The sequence below is a fragment of the Sphingomonas yantingensis genome (genome assembly GCF_014199325.1).
Lineage (GTDB): Bacteria > Pseudomonadota > Alphaproteobacteria > Sphingomonadales > Sphingomonadaceae > Sphingomonas > Sphingomonas yantingensis.
This window is the reverse complement of sequence record NZ_JACIJJ010000003.1, coordinates 445,427-467,197: the sequence shown is the minus strand read 5'-3', so window position 1 is coordinate 467,197 and position 21,771 is coordinate 445,427. Positions and strand designations below refer to the sequence as shown.

Genomic DNA, 21,771 nt, shown 5'->3' with positions numbered 1-21,771 from the left:
CCGACGCTATAGCCCCAGGGCATCCAGCCCCGGATGATCATCCGGGCGTCGGCCAAGCGGCCAGTGGAACAGCCGATCCCTCTCGGCGATCGGCACGTCGTTGATGCTGGCGATCCGGCGCGCCATCAGGCCGTCGGGCGCGAATTCCCAGTTCTCGTTGCCATAAGCGCGATACCAGTCGCCCGCCTCGTCATGCCATTCATAGGCAAAACGCACCGCAATCCGGTTGCCGTCATGCGCCCACAGCCCCTTGATGAGGCGATAGTCGTGCTCGCGCTGCCACTTCGTCGTCAGGAAGGCGACGATGGCGTCCCTTCCCTGAAGAAAGGCGGACCGGTTCCGCCACTGGCTGTCCGGGGTGTAGGCGAGCGCCACGCGTTCTGGATCGCGGCTGTTCCAGCCATCCTCGGCGGCGCGGACTTTCCGCAGCGCGGTTTCATGGGTGAAGGGGGGCAGGGGTGGTCGCGACATCGGCTCGATCCTTTCAGGCAAAGGGGGTTGCGAACTCGAGGCGGATGCCGCCCGGAATGAAGACGAGGAAATGGCGCGTCGTCGATCCGGGCGCGATGGGGCCGGGCGGCGCATCGACCACCACCTCGGGATGCGCCGTCACCGCCTCCCACGCCGCCGCCAGCGCCGCATCGTCGGCGACCGAGAGCGAGAGATGGTGGAGCCCGATATTGGCGCGCCGGTCGAAGGCTCGGGCGGTCGGCGGGTCGGCGGCGCGCCACAGGGTCAGCAGAATCGCGCCGTCCGAGACGAAGACAGAGGGATAATCGGGCACGCCGCCGACTTCCTCGAACCCCAGCGTGCCGCAGAAGAAGCCGCGCGCCTGATCGAGGTCGGGCACGGTCAGACCGACATGGTGGACGCCCTTGGTGAGCTTGGCGGTCATGATGCTTTCCCTTCCAGTTCCGCGACGCGAGCCCGCAGCACCGCGATCTCGTCGATCAGTGGCTGTGACGCGCAGCGCACCTCCGCCTCGGTGAACCGCGGGGTGATGTGCTGCGGGCAGTTCCAGTCGAAGCCCACGACGTCGATCAGGAAGGCGCGCTCCGGTTCGGCCGTATGGCCGGGCGGCATCAGCGCGGCGATGACCGCGGGGTCGTCGCTCGCCTGCGCATGGCCGATGATCTTAAGGCGACGGCGGTTCGGATAGTCCATCAGGAACAGCGCCACCCGGTCGTCGGCCGCGACATGCGCGGTTGAGAGATATTGGCGGTTGCCGCGATAATCGGCGAACCCGATGCGATTGCCGCCGACATGCCGGAGGAGGCCCGCCGGCCCGCCGCGATGCTGGACATAGGGCCAGCCCTGCTCGGAAATGCTCGCCATGTAGAAGCTGTCGCGGGCGGCGATGAAGTCGAGTTCCCGCGCCGTCAGCACGTCCAGCGGCCCCGCGCCGGCTTCCATGCGGGCATAGGCAGCGCGCGATCCCGCCGCCGCCTGCATTGCTCGTGCACGGGGCCCGAAAAACGTGTGGAGATAGGTCTGTGCCATGGCCAACGACATGGCGCGTTGCCGTCGCCGTGATAATCAGCGATCAACGGCATTCACTATTGCGCATCGAGGAATGATGGATCGCTTCGAGAGCCTGTCCGTGTTCGTCGCGGTGGCCGAAAAGCGGGGCTTCGCGGCGGCGGCGCGCGCGTTGGGCCTGTCGCCGCCCGCGATTACGCGCGCGGTCGCGGCACTTGAGCGGCATCTGGGCGTGACGCTCTTCCATCGCTCGACCCGGGCGGTGTCGCTGACCGACGATGGGGCGGGCCTGCTCGACCGGGCGCGGCGCATCCTGGCCGAGCTTCGCGAGGCGGAGCAGGTCGCCATGGGCAGTCGATCGGTCCCGCGGGGACAGCTTTACGTGACCGCGCCGGTCATGTTCGGGCGGCTGCACGTGCTGCCGGTCATCAACGCGCTGCTGGCCAGCCATGCCGATCTCAGCGCGCGCATGATGCTGCTCGACCGCAATGTCCGCATCGTCGAGGAGGGCGTGGACGTCGCGGTGCGGATCGGAGCGCTTGCTGACAGCAGCTTGCGCAGCGTGACGATCGGCGCGGTCCGGCAGACGATCGTGGCGAGCCCGGCCTATCTTGCCGCGCATGGCGAGCCCGTCGATCCCGTCGACCTTGCCGGCCATCACTGCATCATGGGCAGCGGCGTGCGCGCGGGCGGCGGATGGCCGTTCGGCGCGCGGGCTGAGAAGGCGGCGCGGCTGGTGCCTCGCTTGTCCATCAACGGTATCGACGCGATCCTCGCCGCCGCGGAGGCAGGGGTGGGGCTCGCCAATGTGCTGAGCTACCAGTCGGCGGCACAGATCGCGAGCGGGCGACTGGTCGAGGTGCTGGCGGCTCACGCCCCGCCGGCCATGCCGGTCAGCCTGCTCTACGACCCCGGTCGGGCGTCGATGCCGGCGGTGCGCGTATTCATCGATGCGATGCGCGAACGGGGGCGGCAGGACGTGTGGTAACGACCGCCGGTTACGGTTGCTGAATGTCCGTCGGCGGCGAGGGACGATCGCTCGCTTCCCCGACCCACAGGTGGAGCGGACCGGGCGGCAGCGTCGTCCTGAACCGGCAGCGGGTCGTGACGCCCGGATCGATCGTTCGACGCACGATGGCGGCGAGTTGCAGCCTTGGCCGGACATACGTTCCCGCCAGCGACCGATAGTAAAGTTGCAGGACGGCGGTCCCGGATCGGCGGCCGATGTTGGTGACATCGATTGCGACCTCAGTCTCGGACCCGGATTTCTCTACCGCGATCGCGCCGAGTTCGAAGCGGGTGAAGGAAAGCCCGTGGCCGAACCCGTAGCGCGCCCGATCGGGGGCGTCGCGCCAGTGCGCCTTGCCCGCGGCCATCGGATCGGCATCGCGGGCAGGGCGGCCTGTCGGCGGGCGGTCGTAGCTCCATGGCTGTTGCCCGGTCGAGAAGGGGAAGCTCACCGGCAACCGGCCGGTCGGCTCGGCGCGGCCGAAAACGATGTCCGCGACCGCATCGCCCGTCGTCTGTCCCAGGAACCAGGTTGCGAGGATCGCTGGCGCTCCGGCAACCGCGCCCTCCAGCGCGAGTGCGCGGCCATGGCGCAGGAGAACCACGATCGGCTTGCCCGTGGCCGCGACGGCTTCCGCCAGCGCCATCTGTGCGGTGGGGACGGTGATCTCAGTCCGGCTGTTGCCCTCGCCCGACATGTCCGCGCCCTCACCGATCGCGAGCAGGACGAGATCGGCGGCGCGCGCGGCGGCGACGGCACGCTCGATCCCGCCGGGCAGCGGGTCTTGGATGCCCGATCCTGGCTCGACCGCCAGATGCAGCGCGATGCGGGCGAGGCCGGTTGCCAGATCGACGCCGTCGTTCGTGCCGGCAAAGGACCACGGACCGTTCAGATGCTCCCGATCACGCACGAACGGCCCGATCAGGGCGATCCGCCTCGACGGATCGAGCGGGAGCAGGTTGCCCTCGTTGCGCAAGAGGACGATCGATCGCGTCGCCGCCTCGCGAGCGAGCGGTCGCAGGTCGGGGACTCGCGCCGGTTCGGCGAGCCCCGCATGGGGATCGTCGAACAGCCCGGCGGCGATCTTGAGCGCGAGGACCCGCGCGACCGCCTCGTCCACGCGCGCGATCGGCACGGCCCCCGCGGCGACCAGCGCGGGCAGGTGCGCGTTGTAGAGGCCGCTCTGCATCGACATGTCGATCCCCGCGAGGATCGCGAGGCGGGCGGCATCCGCCTCGTCGCGGGCGACGCCGTGCGCGACCAGTTCGCGATCCGCGTCGTAATCGGCGATGCAGACGCCGCCGAACCGCATCCGCTCGCGCAACCGGCGCGTCAGCAGGTCGCGATTGGCGGTCGCCGGGATGCCGTCCACTTCGGTGAATGCCGCCATTGTCGCGGCGGCGCCCGCGGCGAATGCGGCGGCGAAAGGGGGCAGGTGGATCGCCTCCAACTCGCGCTCGCTCATGTCGACGGGGCCGTATTCCATCCCGCCGCGCACCGCAGCATAGCCGGCGAAATGCTTGGGCGTCGCGAGGATGCCACCGCTCGCGAACCCGCGCACGCGGGCGGCGGCGAGCTGGCAGCCGAGATAGACGTCCTCGCCCGCGCCCTCCGCCACGCGGCCCCAGCGCTGGTCGCGGGCGACATCGACCATCGGCGCGAACGTCCAGTGAAGCCCGGCCGCGCGCATCTCCGCCGCGACGCCGCGCGCAACCCGTTCCGACAGGTCGGGGTCGAAGGCGGCGGCTTCGGCCAGCGGGATGGGGAAGATCGTGCGGCAGCCATGGATGACGTCGGCGGCGAAGATCAGCGGGATGCCGAGGCGGCTGCGGAGCGCCGCGGCCTGTGCGACGCGCGCACCCTCGACCCCATAGCCGTTGAACAGCATCCCGATCCGCCCCGCTTCGATTGCGCGAAGCTGTTCGGCGGTGCCGGTGCGGTTCACCTTCGGGTTGAACTCGGTGCCGACGGGGCGGATCTCGTCGCTGAAGCAGGAGAGCTGGCCCGCCTTCTCCTCGATCGTCATGCGCGCGATCAGGTCGTCGATGCGCGCGCGTTCGGCATGGGCAAGGTGGGGCAGCGCGGCGGTGCCGGCGATTAGGCCAAGGGCGGTGCGGCGGTCGATGCTCACTTGGCCGGCGGGCGAAGCGCCAGGAAGACCGTGCTCCAGAGCTGTGCCGCGTTCGATTCGTCGGCGTCGCCGCTCGATGCGCCGAACGGCGCGACGCGGTAGCCGCCGCCCGCATAGCTCCACGACCAGAGCTCCGACGTGCGCACCGCACCCGCTGCGTCGATCGCGCGCCAAAGCCGGGTGCGCAGCGCGGTGAGGCGCGCGCGGGTCGCGGGCGGCAGGTCGCGGCGCGCGAGCTGGCGGTCGATCCCCGCGGCCATCACCGCCTGTTGCCAGGACCACACGACGGTGCCGTGATACGCCTCCCGCCCAAAGCGGCCCTGCACGGCGGCGGGAGCGAAGGCGGGGTTGGCGACGAGCATCCCCACATCGGTGAACAGCCCGGCGGGGAAGGGGCGGCCGATTGCTGCGATCGAGCGGTCGAGTGCGGCGGGATCGGGATCGGTGAAGAGGAGCGCGAAGCCGTCGTCCGAATGTAGGACGGGCACCGGGCGGCCGGCGGCATCGAGCGACAGTGCATTGAACGCGAGCGGCGCGCTGCCGAGGCTGGCGAGCGCGGCGGCTGCGGGCACGCCGGCCTGTCGCGCATAGTCGGTGATGGCGCGGCGCGCGGCGGCATTGGGCAGTTCGGTCGTGAACAGCGCGGGGGCGGCACGGCGCCACACCTCGGCCTGACCGCCGGCGCGGGCGATCGCCGCACGCTCGGCCGGGGTGCCGTAGCGCGCGAGCAGCGGCAAGAGCCGTGCGATCGAGCGGAGCGCGGCGGGCACCCAGACCGCGTTGACGTCGTAAGGGTAGGTGCCGCGGCCCAGCCCCTCCTCGCTGTCGCGCCACTGGCCGGTCCTACGCCCGTCCTTGAGCGCGATCAGCCGCGCGAATCCCGGACGCTCGGCAAAGGCGGCGGTGCGGCCCACCGCCCAGGCGAAGTTTCGGGCGAGCAGGTCGCCGTTGCGCGCGCCATTGGCCGCGCGGGCGGACAGGAACTGCGCGGCGCGCGCCCGACCGCGCCCGGTCAGCCATGCCTCCGCCACCGACGGGAGCATGAAGTCGTCGTCGATCATCGCATAGTCGTAGATCGGCGTATCGACGCGTCCGCGGCCTTCCTTTGCGTTACGAAGCACCGCGAACTCGCCGATGTCCTCCTCGTGCGCGACTTCGCCCCCGGGCGACAGGCGGGCGAGGACCGATCCGATCCCCGCCTCGACCGCGGCGGGCTGGAGCACGGGCATCAGGAGCCGCACGCTCATCAGCGTGTCGCGCCCGAAATACGTGTCGAACCGCCACGACCCGGCGAGGAACTTCTCGCGATAGGACAGGAACTGGAGCGCATCGGCGGCGCGGGCGTCGGGCCGCGCGGCCGGGGTGAGCAGATCGCCTCCGCCGATCGGGGTGAGCGGCGTCTCGCCCGTCGCGGCCATGACGATCAGGCTGATGCGCCCCGACGGCCCGGCGCGCAGGCCGTCCTGCGTCACGACTGTCCCATCGATACCGATCAGTTGCAGCCAATAGCCCGACGCACCGTCCAGCCGATCGCGCGCCCACGTCACCGACGCCCCGCCGCCATGCAGACCCGGCGCGGTCGTGGGTGGCGCGACGACCTCGGCCGGCGCCTTTCGCAGCAGCTCGTAATCGCGCAGCACCCGGATCGAGGTGCCGAGGCCCTGACGGAAGCGGAGCTCGGCGGCATCGACCGATACGTGCGCGACGATGCCGTTCAGCCGGCGCCCCTTCGCATCGGCCGATCGGTCTGGCTGCGGTGCCCGGTCGATGCGCCACGTTACCGGCCGCGCGGTCTTCTCGAACCACAGGGCCACGCCGCTGTTGCCCGCGGGAAAGCCGACGAGGATACGCGGGTCGTCGCCCGATCGCAGCAGCAGGTGCGCGGCGACCGGCCGCTGCCGGACGAAAGCGTTGAGGTTGCGCCCCTCGTCGATGCGGAAGGCGAGCGGCGCTTCCTGCATCGAGGCCGCCGCCCCGGTGGTGGCCATCAGAACGAGGGCGGCGGCGTGCCGGATCATGCGTATCCTCTCGCGCGGGGTCAGAAGTCGAAGCGCAGCGAGGCGACCGCGTTCCGTCCGTTGACCGGCCGGGCGAAATAATAGTTCGAGCCGGTATTCTCGACGAAGCCGCCGCGCGGATTGCCCTCGGTCAGGCCGATCGTGTTGCCGATATTCTCAACCGAGGCGTTGAAGGTCACATCGTCGGTCAACTTGAACATGACGCCCGCGGAGAACAGGTCGTAGCCCGGCAGTTCCAGCGAGTTGGACACGTCGGCGTAGATCTTCCCGATCCGCTTCCAGCTTGCATAGATCTCGCCGCGCCCGCCGGGCAGGACGATGGCGGGGGTGACGGTGACGTTCACCGCAGGCGTCCGCTCCGGCTTGTTGCCGTCGAAGCCGTTCACCTGATCGCGCAGCGCCTGGGCGATCTGGTTGACGTCGATCGGGTTGCCGTTCTGGAAGGCCGAGAGCGAGCGGATGCTGATCTTCGAATCCTGGATGACGCCGACCGCCGACAGGCGGAACCAGTCGGTCGGGCGGATGGTCACGTCGAACTCGCCGCCATAGACCTTGATCCCCGAATTGGCCGTCAGCTGCTGCGTGACGGTGGTGCCGTTCACGGTCGTCTGCACGTCGCGCGACTGCGGATAGTCGAGAAAGTTGGTGTAGAAGCCGGTGACCGAGGCCTGCACCAGCGGGCTGGAATAGCGAAGGCCCGCCTCGGCAAAGCGCAGGTCGGTGGGCTCGTTCTGCTCCTGCGCCTGGAAGCCCGTTGCGTAGCGGCCATAGACGGCGAAGCGGTCGGTCAGGAGGTAGTTGGCGCCGATCGTCCAGGCGATCTTGTCGAACACGCGGCGCTGGCGCGAGAAGGTGCCGTCGAAGCTGCCGCCGCCGAACTGGGCGATGCAGTTGTTGGCGATGATGTTGTCATTGTCCTGCACGATCGCGCAGCCCGGGCCGAACGTCCCCTGACCCGCGACCGGCACCGCGCCCACGGTATTGCCGCCAAGCCGATTGAAGACGAAATGCTCATACCGGATGCCACCCTCGATCCGCAGCTTGTCCCACAGCGTCAGCTGATCGGTGGCATAGGCGGAGATCGAGCTGAACTTCGCCCGGCTCGGCCCCTCGCCGAAGGTGCCGTAGTTGAGGAAGCCGTTTTCGGTCAGCGAGCCGACGACCTGCCCGCCGGCATTCAGCGCCACCACGTCGACGCGGCGCGCGCGGTCCTGCACGTCGGTCAGGAACGTCGCCGCGCCGATCGCGTCGTTGTAGCGGCTGGACCGCGTGAACAACCCGCCGATCGTCAGCGAGTTCTTGCCCGTGTCCCAGGTGATGCCGGTGTCGCTGTTGAACTCCTTTACCGAGGCGCGGTTCTCGCCGATCACGCTTTCGGCGATCAGGCCATTGCCGTTGATCGCGTCGAGACTGGCGGCGCCGGCGATGATCTGTCCGGTATCGACATAGCGGATGCCGAGCTGCGTCGCGCCGCGCGGGGCGAAGGTGCGGAGGGTCAGCGCGCTGATCGCGTTCGAGCGCAGTCGTTCCGACGCGAGCTGAAGCGCCGAATTGTCGTAGGAGAAGATCGAATTGAAGTTGGTGCTGAAGTTCGTGTAGCGGCCGCGCGCGAAGAACGTCACCTCGTCGCCGAACCGTTGGGTGAGGTCGTAGCCATAGGATTGCGACCGGGTGTGGACCCCGTCGGTCAGGTCGATGTCCTTGAACGAGGCGCCCGTGGTCGGCGTGGTACGCACCGTCACGCGGCCGAAATCGCGGCTCTGGAGCAGGCCATGCGTCGCCGACAGGCCGGGGATCGACTGCGGATCGCCCACCCCCGTCACCGGGATCGGGACGTAGAAGATGTTGTGATCGTCAACGACCTTGGCCGACAGGGTGAGCTTGCCGGTGTTCCAACGCTGGCTGATCGCGGCGCGCAGCAGGCCGCCGATATTGGCGTCGTAACCCGGATCGCGGATGCCGTCGTCCTTGCGGAAGAAGCCGCTGATCGCGATCGCGGTATTCTCCCCGATCGGGCGGGTCATGAAGGCATCGACGCGTGCGGTGCCGAAGCTCGACGTGCTGAGCTGGAACGTGCCGCTGGCTTCGTCGAAGCTCGGCTTGCGGGTGATGAAGTTGATCGTCGCGCCCGCGCCGTTGACGGTCAGGATGCCCGATGCGCCCGACCGCACCGCCTCCAGCCGGTCGATCGCCACTTCCTGCTTCAGGATCGTGTCGCTGAGCGCGTTGATGTAGAAGACGGGCAGGCTGTCTTCCTGCACCTGCACGAATTGCTGCCCGCCGCCGGCCAGGCCGCGGACCGAGAAGTTGTTGGATACCTCGCCGCCCGATCCCTCGACGAAGATGCCGGGGATGAGCTCGAGCGCCTGTGCGGTCGATCGCGGCGCCTTGCGGTCTAGATCCTCGCGGCTGGCGACGGTGACGGCGGAGGAGGAGGTGAGGACGGTGGTGCCGCGGGCGCGGGTGCCGGTGACGATGATGTCCTCGCCCATCGGTTCGGCGGCGGCCTGTTCGGCGGGCGCGGGTGCCTCGGTCTGCGCGGTGTCCTGCGGCGTCGCGGCCTGCCCGGCGGCGAGGACAGCGGTGCTGCCGTCGAACGAGACGAGGCGCAGGCCGGTGGGGGCGATCAGGCGGCGCAGCCCCTCGGTCACGTCGAGGCGCCCGCGAACCTCGCCCGTCCGGCGCGCGCGGGTTGCATCCTCGGGCGCGATGATCTGGATGCCGGCCTGGCGCGAAAAGGCGACGATGCCGGCGGCGGCGGGCTGTGCCGACACCTCGAACGCGCGGGCGGGTCGTGCCTGGGCGACGGCGGGCGCGGCAAGGGCGATGAGGCTGACGGCGGGGACGAGCCCGATCCCGTACGGCGTGCGCATAATGATCCTCTCCCGATATCGCCCCGTCTGGCGCGGGGACATGGGCTAGACGCGCAGGGGGCGCGGTTCCGTCGCGCTCGGTCCGCAAATCAGCGGGTGATGCGAATTTTTCCCTCTGCCTGCTCGACCCGCCCGCCTGCGACGATCGCGGCGGCGCGGGCGAAGCCGTCGATGTCGCCCGCGCGAAAGCGGCCGACGATGCGGCGATCGGCGAGCGACGCCTCGACCGCAAGCTGGCGCGTGCTGTAGCGATTGAACTCGGCCGCGGCATCGCCCAGCGTCATGCCGTCGAGCACGACCTCGCCCGTGCGCCAGGCGAGCGCGTCGGCCACCGCGGCACCGACCCGCTCGGGCGCGGCGACGCCGGTCGCGCGCGATACCGCCGCACGCTGGCCCGCGTCCAGCGTGCTGAAGCGCGCGGGATTGGCCTCCGACCAGACGCGCACGCGCCCCTCGGTCACGACCACCTCGGCATCGTCGCCGGTCCGCCGTACGGCGAAGGCAGTGCCGACCGCCTCGACGCGGATATCGCCCGCCGAGACGATGAAAGGGCGGGCGCGATCGTGCGCGACCGCGAACCAGGCTTCGCCCGCCGACAGGTCGATGCGGCGGCGATCGGGCGTCATCGCGACGCTGGACGCGCTGGCGGTGTTGAGGATCATCGTCGATCCGTCCGCCAGCGCGACCCGGCGGCGCTGCCCGATTTCGGTCGCATAGGTCGCGGCGCGCTCGTTGCCGATCCATGTGCCTACGCCGCCGAGCACCGCGACAGCGGCGAGCCCTGCGGCCAGAAGCCCGCGACGGGAAGCTCGGGTCGCGGGCGGCGCCTCGGTACTCGCGTTCGCGCCCGCCATCGTCAGCCAGATCGCCTCGGCCCGGATCAGCGCGCCGCGGCGGCGGGTGTCGCCATCGGCCCAGCGCTCGATCGCGGCGGCGAGCACGGGGTCGCCGGGTGCGGCATCGCGCGCAGCGATCCAGCGGGCGGCGGCCGCCTCAATCTCTGCGGCCGGCTCACGCCCGTCCACGGCGACCCCCATTCGGGCGCAGCGCGGCGCGATCGTCCTCGCTCAGCCCCGCCATGACGATGCGCAGGCTGCGCGAGACGTCGTTCTCGACCACCGTTTCGGTGACGCCCAGTTTCGCTGCAATCTCGCGCTGCGACAGGCCCTCGATCCGGCGGAGCCAGACGATCCGGCGCGCGCGCTCGGGCAGGCGGTCCATCAGCGCCTCGACCCGCGCGAGCAGCGCACGGCCGGCGGTGATCCGCTCGGGCGAGCGATCGTCGGCGAGTGCGTCCTCCAGGTCCGCAGTCGACCCTACCGCCTCGATCCGCACGATCTTGGCGCGGCGCACGTCGCTCAGCGCCAGGTTGCGCGCGGTCTGGAACAGGTAGCGGCGCGGATCGTCGATGGCGGCGAGGTCCGTGACCGAGGCGATGCGGCAATAGCTTTCCTGCACGAGGTCGTCGGTATCGCACCCCGGAAACGCGCCGCGCAGCCACGCGCGAAGCGCGGCTTCGTGCGGCAGGATGTGGCGTGCGACCCAGGCGGGACGCTCATGATCGGCGACGGACCGTGACATGCCTACCCATGATGCCCCAGCGGCGCAGTTCCGTCACGGAAAGGATGTGGCCCCCTCGGATTGGCAGCGTCAGTCGCGCAGGTTCCAGCGCGCGATCATCGCCTGCGTCACACCATTGGTCCAGCCGAACCCGTCCTGCAGCGGGTACTCGCCGCCGCCGCCGGGGCGCACCGCCTCGACATCGTATTTCTCCACCAGCTTCCCGCTTGAGGCATAGCCGCGGCGAACCGTGGCGACCCAGGCGGCGGCGATGCGACGGGCGCGGCGGTCCTCGCCGTAATTCGCAAGCCCGTCCGCGGCGACCCATTGCAGCGGCGCCCAGCCATTGGGCGCATCCCATTGCTGGCCCGTCTCGACCAGCGTGGTGCGAAGCCCGCCGGGGGCGATCAGCTTGCTTTCGATCGTCACGGCGACGCGCGCGGCGCGGGCAGGAGTGGCGAGCCGCGCGAACAGCGGATAGGCGGTCGCCGCGGTCACGCCGGGGCGGATCGCACGGGTCGAGGTGTCGAAATCGCCGTAGCGACCCTCTGCCTCGTTCCAAAGCCAGCGCTCGACCGCGCGGCGTCGCGCATCGGCGCGCGCGGCGAAGGGCTCGGCACACGGGCGCTTCAGCGCGGCGCAGCGGCGGGCGATCGCCTGCTCCATGCCAAAGAGAAGGCTGTTGAGGTCGACGGGCACGATCGCGGTCGTGTCGATCGTCGCCAGCGTCCGTCCGTCGGCCAGCCAGCGCGAGGAAAAGTCCCAACCGCTCTCGGCCCCGGCGCGCAGGTCGCGATAGACGGTCTTCGCCGGACGCCCGCTGGAACGCGCGGTCAGCACGTCCTCGCGCCAGCTTTCGTCGCGCGGCGTCTCGCGATCGTCCCAATAGCGGTTGAGCACCGCGCCGTCGGGCATCCGCACTGTCCGCCCGCCGCGCATCCAATAGCCATGCTCGGCGATGAGCGCATCGAGCCGCCGGCCGAGGACCGCCGGTGCGGCCGCGTCGGAGAGGTCCATCATCGCGTAGAGAAAGGGCGGCTGCGACCGGCTGAGATAATAGCTGCGTGCGCCGTTCGGCACATGGCCGTGCCGACCGACCAGACCGACGAAGCCGTCGATCATCCCCTCGATCAGGTCGCGGCGGCCGTCGACCTTGAGGCCCAGCATCGTGAAATAGCTGTCCCAGTAATAAATCTCGCGGAACCGGCCGCCGGGGACGACATGACGCCCGTCGAAGCGAAGCGCCGACGATCCCGGCACCGGCACCACAGGTGGGCGGGCGAGCGTATCCCACAGGGCGCGGATGTGCTGCGTCAGCGGCCGCGTCGGTCCCTGGATCGGCCGCACCGCGGGCGGATCGTCGTCGGGCACCTCGAAATTGGCGAGCACGAAGGCCTTGAGCGCCTCGTCGCTCCAGTCGCGCCGGGCGCGATAGTCGGCCATGATGCGCGCGACCGGGCGGCGCGGCACGGCATCGACGAACGCCTTTCCATCGGCGAACAGCCGACGCATCTGCACTGCCTCGAACAGCGCGCGGTAGCGATCCGCCGGGCTGGCGACGGCATCGACCTGCGGCGGCAGCCGCGCCGCGCCCGGCATCGCGAGTGCAAGCGACGCAGCCACGATGGCGAGGGGGCGGAGATACCTTGAGCCCGGGTTCATATCGACTCTCCCATCTTGCCAAGCCAAGAAGGCGGCTCGGCGGCCTTTCCATTCCGGCTTGCGAACGGATGAGAGGTCGCTCCCCAGCGCCCGAAAGCATCGGCACGATAGCGCGTTCTGGTATTATGGCGACAACGGTCGGGCCACCCAATGGATGGCCGAAGTCTGGATCGTAGCTTTCAGAGGCCTGTTCGCCGTAAGGCCGCTCTCCAGGGACCGCCTTTCCGACGATCCCCCTGCATTTTTTTCAATGCGGAGAGAGTGGTGCCCAGAAGAGGACTCGAACCTCCACGCCCTTGCGAGCGCCAGCACCTGAAGCTGGTGCGTCTACCAATTCCGCCATCTGGGCACGGGGTAGGCCGGCGCCTCTAGGGGAGGGGCCGCGGGGTTGTCAACGCACTTTCGGCGGAAAAATGCGGAGCCTTGCTGACGACTTGCCGTTTCCGTTGCGACGCGGCATTGCGGGCCGCGAACGACCGGGTTCGAAAGGCAGTTTCCAAGACCATGCGCGACAAGCTCATCACCCTTATCGGCGGCGGCGGGTTCGTCGGCCGCTATGTGGCCCAGGAACTGATGGCGGCGGGCGCGCGCGTGCGCATCGCCCAGCGCGACCCGCGCCGTGCCTTTTTCCTGAAGCCGCTGGGCGGCCTCGGCCAGGTGCAGTTCGTCGGCACCGACATCAAGCGGCCGGACACGATCGCGCGGGCGGTGGACGGCGCGGATGCGGTGGTCAATCTGGTCGGCACCTTCACCGACTATCAGCGCATCCAGGTCGACGGCGCGCGGCTGGTGGCGGAAGCCGCCGCCGCGGCGGGGGTGGGGGCGCTCGTCCACATCTCCGCGATCGGCGCCGATCCGGCCAGCCCCTCGCACTACGGCCGAAGCAAGGCCGAGGGGGAGGCGGCGGTGAAGGCCGCATTCCCGGGCGCCACGATCCTGCGCCCCTCGATCGTGTTCGGGCGCGAGGACCAGTTCGTCAATCGCTTCGCCGCGATGATCGCCAGCCCGCTGCCGGTGATCCCGGTGCTGAAGCCGGATGCGCAGTTCCAGCCGGTGCACGTCGTCGACGTGGCGCGTGCGGCGGCAGCTTCGCTCACCGATCCGAAGGCGCATGGCGGCCATACCTATGAGCTCGGCGGCCCTGACGTGTTGACGATGCTCGACCTTCACCGCTGGATCGCCGAGGCGACGGGGCGGGACAAGATCTTCGCGCCGCTGCCCGATTTCGCGGGTTCGGCGCTGGCGAGCCTCGGCAAGCTGCCCGGTGCGCCGATCACGCGCGACCAGTGGCTGATGCTCCAGCGCGACAATGTCGTGGCGAACGGGGCGGCGGGGTTCGAGACGTTCGGCATCGCGCCGACGCCGATGGCCGCGGTCGCGCCCGGCTGGCTGGTGCTCTATCGCCGCCAGGGTCGGTTTGGCCAGACGAAACAACCGGTCTGACCGGTAAGCGAATTACTGACGACCAACGCCGGCGGGGGATTGCATGGGCGAGTTGCTGACGGTCCTCCTCTTGGGGGCGATCGAGGGTCTGACCGAGTTTCTGCCGGTATCATCGACCGGCCACCTCATCCTTGCGGGCGAGTTGCTCGGGTTCAACGATGCCAGTTCGGTGGCGTTCAAGATCGCGATCCAGCTCGGCGCGATCCTGGCGGTGCTGGTCATCTATTGGCGGCGGTTCTGGAACGTCGGTACCGGGATGATCGCCGGGCGGCCCGATGCGTGGCGGTTCGTGCGCAACATCCTGATCGGGTTCGCACCGGCGCTCGTCATCGGCGTCGTCGCCTATGACGCGGTGCGGGCGGCGATGCAGACGCCGGTGATCGTCGCGGTCGCGCTGATCGTCGGCGGCGTCGCGATCCTCCTCATCGAGCGGATGGTGAAGCGCGTCCGGGTGAACAGCGTCGAGGGGATGCCGCTCGGCATCGCCGCGACGATCGGTGTCGTCCAGTGCATGGCGATGGTGCCGGGCGTCAGCCGGTCGGGCGCGACGATCATGGGTGCGCTGCTGATGGGCGTCGAGCGCAAGACAGCCGCGGAGTTCAGCTTCTTCCTCGCCGTGCCGACGATGACCGCGGCGACGGCCTATGCGCTTTACAAGGACCGCGCGATGCTCAGCTTCGACGACCTGCACGCAATCGCGATCGGCTTCGCGGTGGCGTTCGTCGTCGCGCTGCTGGTGGTCAAGGCGTTCGTCGCGCTGGTCTCGCGCTACGGCTTTGCGCCGTTTGCCTGGTATCGGATCGTGGCGGGCAGCGCGGCGCTGATCTGGCTGCTGGCGAGGTAGGGCCGTATTGGTCCTATTAAGGATGGACGGGCAAAGCTGACCCAAGCGTGACACAGGCCGGAAAACTAATTAGGTAAGCATAGCTGCCTCAAGTGCCGTTTTGTGCGTGACAGCGAGCTTTGGTGAAATTATACGCGCCCTCGAACCGTGAGGGACGCGCCATGAATGCCACGTTGAAGTTTGTCGGGACCGCGCAGGACTATCCGTCGAAACGCGCTGCCGACGACCGCAACCGCGACTTCCGCGAGATCGCCGACCGTTTCGCGCCGCCCAAGGCGGGTGAGCAGGCGGGGCGGTGCTCGCAGTGCGGCGTGCCCTATTGCTCGGTGCACTGCCCGCTGCACAACCACATCCCAGATTGGCTACGCCTGACCGCCGAGGGGCGGCTGCGCGAAGCGTACGAGCTGTCGAACAGCACCTCGACCATGCCCGAGATCTGCGGCCGCATCTGTCCACAGGACCGGCTGTGCGAGGGCAATTGCGTGATCGAGTTCTCCGGCCACGGATCGGTGACGATCGGATCGGTCGAGAAGTACATCACCGACACCGCCTGGGAAGAGGGCTGGGTCGAGCCGCTGGTGCCCGGCCGTGCGCGCGGGCAGTCGGTGGGCGTGATCGGCGCGGGGCCGGCGGGGCTGACGACCGCCGAGTATCTGCGCGTCGCGGGCTATGAGGTGCACGTCTACGACCGGCACGACCGCGCGGGCGGGCTGCTGACCTATGGCATCCCCGGCTTCAAGCTGGAGAAGCACGTCGTCACGCGCCGGGTCGATCGGCTGAAGGCGGGCGGCATCGTCTTTCACGAGGGGTTCGAGGTCGGCCGCGACGCGACGCTCGACGAACTGCGCTCGCGCCACGATGCGATCCTGATCGCGACGGGCGTCTACAAGCCGCGCGCGATCAAGGCACCGGGCGTCGGATCGGGCGGCGTGGTCGACGCGCTTGATTATCTCATCACCTCGAACCGCAAGAGCTTCGGCGATGAGGTTGCGGCCTGGGACGACGGCAGCCTGAATGCGGCGGGCAAGGACGTGGTGGTGATCGGCGGCGGCGACACCGCGATGGACTGCGTGCGGACCGCGGTGCGGCAGGGCGCGAAGTCGGTGAAGTGCCTCTATCGCCGCGACCGCGCCAACATGCCCGGCAGCCAGCGCGAAGTCGCGAATGCCGAGGAAGAGGGCGTCGAGTTCGTGTGGCTCGCCGCGCCCGAGGGGTTCGAGGCGGCGGCCGAGGGGCATGTCGCCGGCGTGCGCGTGACGAAGATGCGCCTCGGCGCCCCTGACGCTAGCGGCCGCCGCGCCCCCGAACCCGATCCGGGCAGCGAGGAGACGCTTCGCGCCGACCTCGTCATCAAGGCGCTGGGCTTCGACCCCGAGGACCTGCCGGCGATGTTCGGTGCGCCCGAACTCGGCGTCAATCGCTGGGGGACGCTGCGCGTCGACAACAAGTCGATGATGACCAGCCTCGACGGCGTGTTCGCCGCCGGCGACATCGTGCGCGGCGCAAGCCTCGTCGTCTGGGCGATCCGCGACGGCCGCGACGTCGCTGACCGGATGCACGCCTGGCTCCGCGCCAAGGCTAAGGCGGCAAAGGTCGCCGCCTGATCTGATGGATTTTTGCGATCGCCCCCGCGCGATTGGAGACGATGAAATGAGCCTCGAAACTGAACGCCTCCGCCTCGCTACCGAAGGCATGTACCGCCCCGAGTTCGAGGGCGATGCCTGTGGCGTCGGCCTCGTCGCCGCGACCGACGGGAAGCCGAGCCGCCGGGTCGTCCAGTCGGCGATCGACGCGCTGCGCGCGGTGTGGCACCGCGGCGCGGTCGATGCGGACGGCAAGACCGGCGACGGCGCGGGCATCCATGTCGACCTGCCGCACCGCTTCTTTGACGACGCCGTGGTGGCGAGCGGGCACCGCGTGCTCCCCAACCGGCTGGCGGTCGGCATGGTGTTCATGCCGCGCACCGACCTTGGCGCGCAGGAGACGTGCCGCACGATCGTCGAGGCGGCGATCATCGAGGCGGGCTACACCATCTATGGCTGGCGCCAGGTGCCCGTCGACGTGTCGGTGATCGGCCAGAAGGCGCAGGCGACCCGGCCCGAGATCGAGCAGATCATGATCGCCGGCCCCTTGCCCGGCGACCAGGACGAAAGCGAGTTCGAGAAGAACCTCTACCTTGTCCGCCGCCGGATCGAGAAGCGGATCATCGCCGCGCAGATCACGGGCTTCTACATCTGCTCGCTGTCGTGCCGCTCGATCATCTACAAGGGGCTGTTTCTCGCCGAAAGCCTGTCGGACTTCTATCCCGACCTCAATGACGAGCGGTTCGAGAGCCGCGTCGCGATCTTTCACCAGCGTTATTCGACCAACACCTTCCCGCAATGGTGGCTGGCGCAGCCGTTCCGGTGCCTGGCGCACAACGGCGAGATCAACACGATCCGCGGCAACAAGAACTGGATGCTGAGCCACGAGATCAAGATGGCGAGCATCGCGTTCGGCGAGCATTCGGAGGACATCAAGCCGGTCATTCCAGCCGGCGCCAGCGACACCGCCGCGCTCGACGCCACGTTCGAGGCGATCTGCCGCTCGGGCCGCGACGCGCCCACCGCCAAGCTGATGCTGGTGCCCGAGGCGTGGCAGGACCGCGCCGACATGCCCGAGGCGCACAAGGCGATGTACACCTATCTCGCCAGCGTGATGGAGCCGTGGGACGGCCCCGCCGCGCTTGCGATGACCGACGGCCGCTGGGCGGTCGCGGGGCTCGACCGCAATGCGCTGCGCCCGCTTCGCTATACGCGGACCGCCGACGGTCTGCTGATCGTGGGGTCGGAGACGGGCATGGTCGTGGTGCCCGAGACGAGCGTGGTGGAGAAGGGCCGGCTCGGGCCGGGCGAGATGATCGCGGTGGACCTTGCCGAAGGGCGCCTGTTCCACGATGCCGAGATCAAAGACCGGATCGCGGGCGAGCATGACTATGCCGCGATGATCGGCGGCTATCTGTCGGTCGACGACCTGCCGCAGGTGGAGGCGGCGGACGTGCGCTTCGACCGGGCGGAGCTGGCGCGGCGACAGGTCGCGGCGGGGCAGACGCTCGAGGATATGGAGCTTATCCTCGCGCCGATGGTCGAAACCTCGAAGGAGGCGATCGGATCGATGGGCGACGACACGCCGCTCGCGGTCATCAGCGACAAGCCGCGGCTCATCAGCCAGTTCTTCCGCCAGAACTTCAGCCAGGTCACGAACCCGCCGATCGACCCGCTGCGCGAACGGCACGTGATGAGCCTGAAGACCCGCTTCGGCAATCTCGCCAACATCCTCGATGTCGAGGCGGCGAAGGGCCGGGTGCTGATCCTCGAATCCCCCGTGCTGGTCGGCAGCGAATGGGCGCGGCTCAAGGCCTATTTCGGCGGCCAGTCGGCGGAGATCGACACGACGTTCGAGGCGGGCAGCGGGGCCGAGGGCCTGCGCGCCGCGATCGCGCAGCTTCGCGCCCAAGCCGAGCAGGCAGTGCGCGAGGGGCGGACCGAGCTGTTCCTGACCGACGAGCGGATCGACGAGGATCGGGTGGCAATCCCCGGCGTGCTCGCCGCCGCCGCGGTCCACACGCACCTCGTCCGCCGGGGCCTGCGCTCCTATGCCAGCGTCAATGTGCGGACCGCCGAGTGCCTCGACACGCATTATTTCGCCGTTCTGATCGGCGTCGGCGCGACGACAGTGAACGCCTATCTGGCCGAGGCGGCGATCGCCGATCGGCAGGCGCGCGGGCTGTTCGGCGACCTCACCCTCGCCGACTGCCTCAAGCGCTATCGCAAGGCGATCGACGAGGGGCTGCTCAAGATCATGTCGAAGATGGGGATCGCGGTGATCTCCAGCTATCGCGGCGGCTATAATTTCGAGGCGGTGGGCCTCAGCCGCGCGCTGGTCGCCGACCTGTTTCCCGGCATGCCGGCCAAGATCTCGGGCGAGGGCTATGCCTCGCTCTACGTCAACGCCAGCCAGCGGCACGAGGCGGCGTTCGACGCCGCGGTCGTCAACCTGCCGATCGGCGGCTTCTATCGTCAGCGCCATTCGGGCGAGACGCACGCCTATTCGGCGCAGCTGATGCACCTGCTCCAGTCGTCGGTGTCGACCGACAGCTATTCGACCTATCTGCAATTCGCGCGCGGCGTCCGCGACCTGCCGCCCGTGTACTTGCGCGATCTCCTCGAGTTCAATTTCCCGCGTGAGGGGGTGAACATCGACCAGGTCGAGGCGATCACCGAAATCCGCAAGCGGTTCATCACGCCCGGCATGTCGCTGGGCGCACTGTCGCCCGAGGCGCACGAGACGCTGGCGATCGCAATGAACCGCATCGGCGCCAAGGCGGTGTCGGGCGAGGGCGGCGAGGACAAGGTCCGCTACACGCCCTACGAGAATGGCGACAACGCCAACTCGGTCATCAAGCAGGTGGCCTCCGGGCGCTTCGGCGTGACGGCGGAATATCTCAACGCCTGCGACGAGATCGAGATCAAGGTCGCGCAGGGAGCCAAGCCAGGCGAGGGCGGGCAGCTCCCCGGCTTCAAGGTGACCGAGTTCATCGCCAAGCTGCGTCACTCGACGCCGGGTGTGACGCTCATCTCGCCGCCGCCGCACCACGACATCTATTCGATCGAGGATCTGGCGCAGCTCATCTACGACCTGAAGCAGATCAACCCGCGCGCGCGCGTCTGCGTGAAGCTGGTCAGCTCGGCGGGCATCGGCACGGTTGCGGCGGGCGTGGCGAAGGCGCATGCCGACGTGATCCTCGTCTCCGGCCATGTCGGCGGGACGGGCGCCAGCCCGCAGACGTCGATCAAGTACGCCGGCACGCCGTGGGAAATGGGGCTGTCGGAGGTCAATCAGACGCTGACGCTCAACGGCCTGCGCGGGCGGGTGAAGCTGCGCACCGATGGCGGCCTCAAGACCGGGCGCGACATCGTCATCGCCGCGATCCTGGGTGCCGAGGAGTTCGGCATCGGCACATTGAGCCTCGTCGCGATGGGCTGCATCATGGTGCGCCAGTGCCACTCGAACACCTGTCCGGTCGGCGTGTGCACCCAGGACGAGAAGCTGCGCGCCAAGTTCGTCGGCACGCCGGAGAAGGTCATCAACCTCATGACCTTCATCGCCGAGGAAGTGCGCGAGATCCTCGCCCGCCTCGGCGTCCGCAGCCTCGACGAGATCATCGGGCGGACCGAATTGCTGCGGCAGGTCAGCCGCGGGGCCGAGCATCTCGACGACCTCGACCTCAATCCCATCCTCGCCAAGGTCGATGCGAGCGATGCGGAGCGGCGCTTCAGCCTCGACACCTTCCGCAACGAGGTGCCCGACAGCCTCGATGCGCAGATGATCAAGGACGCCGCGCCCGTTTTCGCGCGGGGCGAGAAGATGCAGCTCACCTATTCGGTGCGGAACACCCACCGCGCGGTCGGCACCCGCCTGTCGAGCGAGATCACGCGGCGGTTCGGCATGTCGAAGCTTGCCGACGGGCACGTCCATGTCCGGCTGCGTGGCAGCGCGGGCCAGTCGCTCGGCGCCTTCCTGTGCAAGGGCGTGACGCTCGAGGTATTCGGCGACGCCAACGACTACGTCGGCAAGGGCCTCTCGGGCGGGCGGATCGTCGTGCGGCCGATGGTTTCCTCGCCGCTGGCCAGTCAGGAGAACACGATCCTCGGCAACACCGTCCTCTATGGCGCGACCTCGGGCGAGCTCTATGCCGCGGGGCAGGCGGGCGAGCGGTTCGCGGTCCGCAATTCGGGCGTGAAGGTGGTGGTCGAGGGCTGCGGCGCCAATGGCTGCGAATACATGACCGGCGGCATCGCGGTCGTTCTCGGGCCGGTCGGCACCAATTTCGGCGCGGGCATGACCGGCGGCATGGCCTTCGTCTACGATCCCGAGGGCAAGTTCCCCGAGCGGGCCAATGGCGAGAGCCTGACCTGGCATCGCCTGGCCTCGGCGCATTGGGAGGGGGTGCTCAAGGACCTGATCGCCGCCCACGCCGAGGCGACCGACAGCAAATGGTCGAACGGCCTGCTCGACGACTGGGACCGCACGCTCGGCGCGTTCTGGCAGGTGGTGCCGCGCGAGATGCTGGAACGGCTCGAAGCGCCGATCGACGACCGTACGGCGCCGGAAGTGGTCGCGGCGGAGTAGCGGTCAGGCGGTGCGCGCGGCCCTTCGCCGGCGCACCGCCAGCCATCCGGCGAGGCCGAAGATCGACAGCGCCGGCCAGCCGCCATCGGTGACGAACAGATACGCCGCGCCGATCCCCGCACAACCGATCAGCGACGCGATCCGCCAGCCGAAGGCGATCGGGCGCGGCAGCCAGAAGATGCCGGTTGCCATCGCCGCAAGCGCGTTGGCCGCCAGCCACAGATAGGACGCGTCGCGCCCGATCGACCCGGCGAGCGGCAGCTTGATCATCGCATAGCCGCGCATCGCATTGGGAAAGCAGTCGGCGGCCAGATGGATGCCGATCCCGATCGCGAGGCCGGGTGCGATCGCCCGCCCGCCGCGCCGTGCCGCCAGCAGGACGATCGGCAGCACGCTGTGCGTCAGCGCGCTCCGGTGGGCGAGCATCAGCGCGAAGTCGAGATCGGGCAGGGTGGTGCCCGCCACGCAGGCGAGCAGCGTCCCCGCGGCCCACGCCAAGTCGTCGTGAGGTCGCCAGCGCGAGACGAGCCACGCGCCCGACAACCAGATGATGCTTTCCACGCTCGCCTCTTCCCCTTGGG

At 69.3% G+C, this 21,771-nt stretch carries 15 protein-coding genes and 1 tRNA gene; 5 read left to right on the top strand and 11 right to left on the bottom strand.

Features of this window, described 5'->3' with window-relative positions; translation table 11 throughout:
• Positions 1-6: 6 nt before the first annotated feature.
• The 3 genes from FHR19_RS12170 to FHR19_RS12160 are packed head-to-tail and all read right to left on the bottom strand — an operon-like array spanning position 7 to position 1,500.
• Positions 7-471, bottom strand: a complete 465-nt coding sequence (locus FHR19_RS12170) for a nuclear transport factor 2 family protein (protein WP_184028708.1) — start codon at positions 469-471, stop codon at positions 7-9.
• Between the two features lie 13 nt (positions 472-484).
• Entirely contained in the window at positions 485-895 is a 411-nt protein-coding gene (locus FHR19_RS12165) for a VOC family protein (RefSeq protein WP_184028706.1), read from the bottom strand.
• A complete protein-coding gene (locus tag FHR19_RS12160; RefSeq protein WP_184028704.1) occupies positions 892-1,500 on the bottom strand; it encodes a pyridoxamine 5'-phosphate oxidase family protein in 609 nt (202 codons plus the stop codon). The genes FHR19_RS12165 and FHR19_RS12160 overlap by 4 nt, the downstream gene beginning before the upstream one ends.
• Positions 1,501-1,576: 76 nt before the next feature.
• On the opposite strand from FHR19_RS12160, the gene FHR19_RS12155 reads away from it, so the two are divergent.
• Complete coding sequence (locus tag FHR19_RS12155) at positions 1,577-2,467, top strand: LysR family transcriptional regulator (protein WP_184028702.1); 891 nt, start codon at positions 1,577-1,579, stop codon at positions 2,465-2,467.
• A gap of 10 nt (positions 2,468-2,477) precedes the next feature.
• On the opposite strand, the gene FHR19_RS12150 is transcribed toward FHR19_RS12155, so the two are convergent.
• The 7 genes from FHR19_RS12150 to FHR19_RS12120 all read right to left on the bottom strand — a co-directional run bounded on the left by FHR19_RS12150 (position 2,478) and on the right by FHR19_RS12120 (position 13,081).
• Positions 2,478-4,619: a glycoside hydrolase family 3 N-terminal domain-containing protein gene (locus FHR19_RS12150; protein WP_343053254.1), complete on the bottom strand. Its 2,142-nt coding sequence runs from the start codon at positions 4,617-4,619 to the stop codon at positions 2,478-2,480.
• Positions 4,616-6,637 (bottom strand): hypothetical protein, encoded by a 2,022-nt coding sequence (locus tag FHR19_RS12145; RefSeq protein WP_221228499.1) that lies wholly within the window; start codon positions 6,635-6,637, stop codon positions 4,616-4,618. The genes FHR19_RS12150 and FHR19_RS12145 overlap by 4 nt, the downstream gene beginning before the upstream one ends.
• 20 nt (positions 6,638-6,657) lie before the next feature.
• Positions 6,658-9,510, bottom strand: a complete 2,853-nt coding sequence (locus tag FHR19_RS12140; protein ID WP_184028700.1) for a TonB-dependent siderophore receptor — start codon at positions 9,508-9,510, stop codon at positions 6,658-6,660.
• An 89-nt stretch (positions 9,511-9,599) separates the two neighbouring features.
• A complete protein-coding gene (locus FHR19_RS17720) occupies positions 9,600-10,535 on the bottom strand; it encodes a FecR domain-containing protein (RefSeq protein WP_184028697.1) in 936 nt (311 codons plus the stop codon).
• Positions 10,522-11,091, bottom strand: a complete 570-nt coding sequence (locus FHR19_RS12130; RefSeq protein WP_184028695.1) for an RNA polymerase sigma factor — start codon at positions 11,089-11,091, stop codon at positions 10,522-10,524. The genes FHR19_RS17720 and FHR19_RS12130 overlap by 14 nt, the downstream gene beginning before the upstream one ends.
• 69 nt (positions 11,092-11,160) lie before the next feature.
• On the bottom strand, positions 11,161-12,693 hold the full coding sequence (gene treF, locus FHR19_RS12125; RefSeq protein ID WP_343053253.1) for an alpha,alpha-trehalase TreF: 1,533 nt from the start codon (positions 12,691-12,693) through the stop codon (positions 11,161-11,163).
• A gap of 301 nt (positions 12,694-12,994) precedes the next feature.
• A tRNA-Leu gene (locus tag FHR19_RS12120) sits at positions 12,995-13,081 on the bottom strand.
• Positions 13,082-13,236: 155 nt separating this feature from the next.
• Here FHR19_RS12120 and FHR19_RS12115 point away from each other — a divergent pair.
• The 4 genes from FHR19_RS12115 to gltB all read left to right on the top strand — a co-directional run bounded on the left by FHR19_RS12115 (position 13,237) and on the right by gltB (position 21,190).
• Positions 13,237-14,175, top strand: coding sequence for a complex I NDUFA9 subunit family protein (locus tag FHR19_RS12115; protein ID WP_184028691.1), 939 nt, complete (start codon positions 13,237-13,239; stop codon positions 14,173-14,175).
• Between the two features lie 43 nt (positions 14,176-14,218).
• Positions 14,219-15,019 carry an undecaprenyl-diphosphate phosphatase gene (locus FHR19_RS12110; protein ID WP_184028688.1) on the top strand — a complete coding sequence of 267 codons (801 nt, stop codon included), beginning with the start codon at positions 14,219-14,221 and terminating at the stop codon, positions 15,017-15,019.
• A gap of 161 nt (positions 15,020-15,180) precedes the next feature.
• Entirely contained in the window at positions 15,181-16,623 is a 1,443-nt protein-coding gene (locus FHR19_RS12105; protein WP_184028686.1) for an NAD(P)-dependent oxidoreductase, read from the top strand.
• A gap of 46 nt (positions 16,624-16,669) precedes the next feature.
• Positions 16,670-21,190, top strand: coding sequence for a glutamate synthase large subunit (gene gltB / locus FHR19_RS12100; protein ID WP_184028684.1), 4,521 nt, complete (start codon positions 16,670-16,672; stop codon positions 21,188-21,190).
• Between the two features lie 3 nt (positions 21,191-21,193).
• Here the strand turns inward: gltB and FHR19_RS12095 are convergent, their stop codons facing one another.
• The gene (locus FHR19_RS12095; protein WP_184028682.1) at positions 21,194-21,751 is read right to left on the bottom strand and encodes a hypothetical protein; all 558 of its coding nucleotides are present in this window, start codon (positions 21,749-21,751) and stop codon (positions 21,194-21,196) included.
• Positions 21,752-21,771 lie beyond the last annotated feature (20 nt).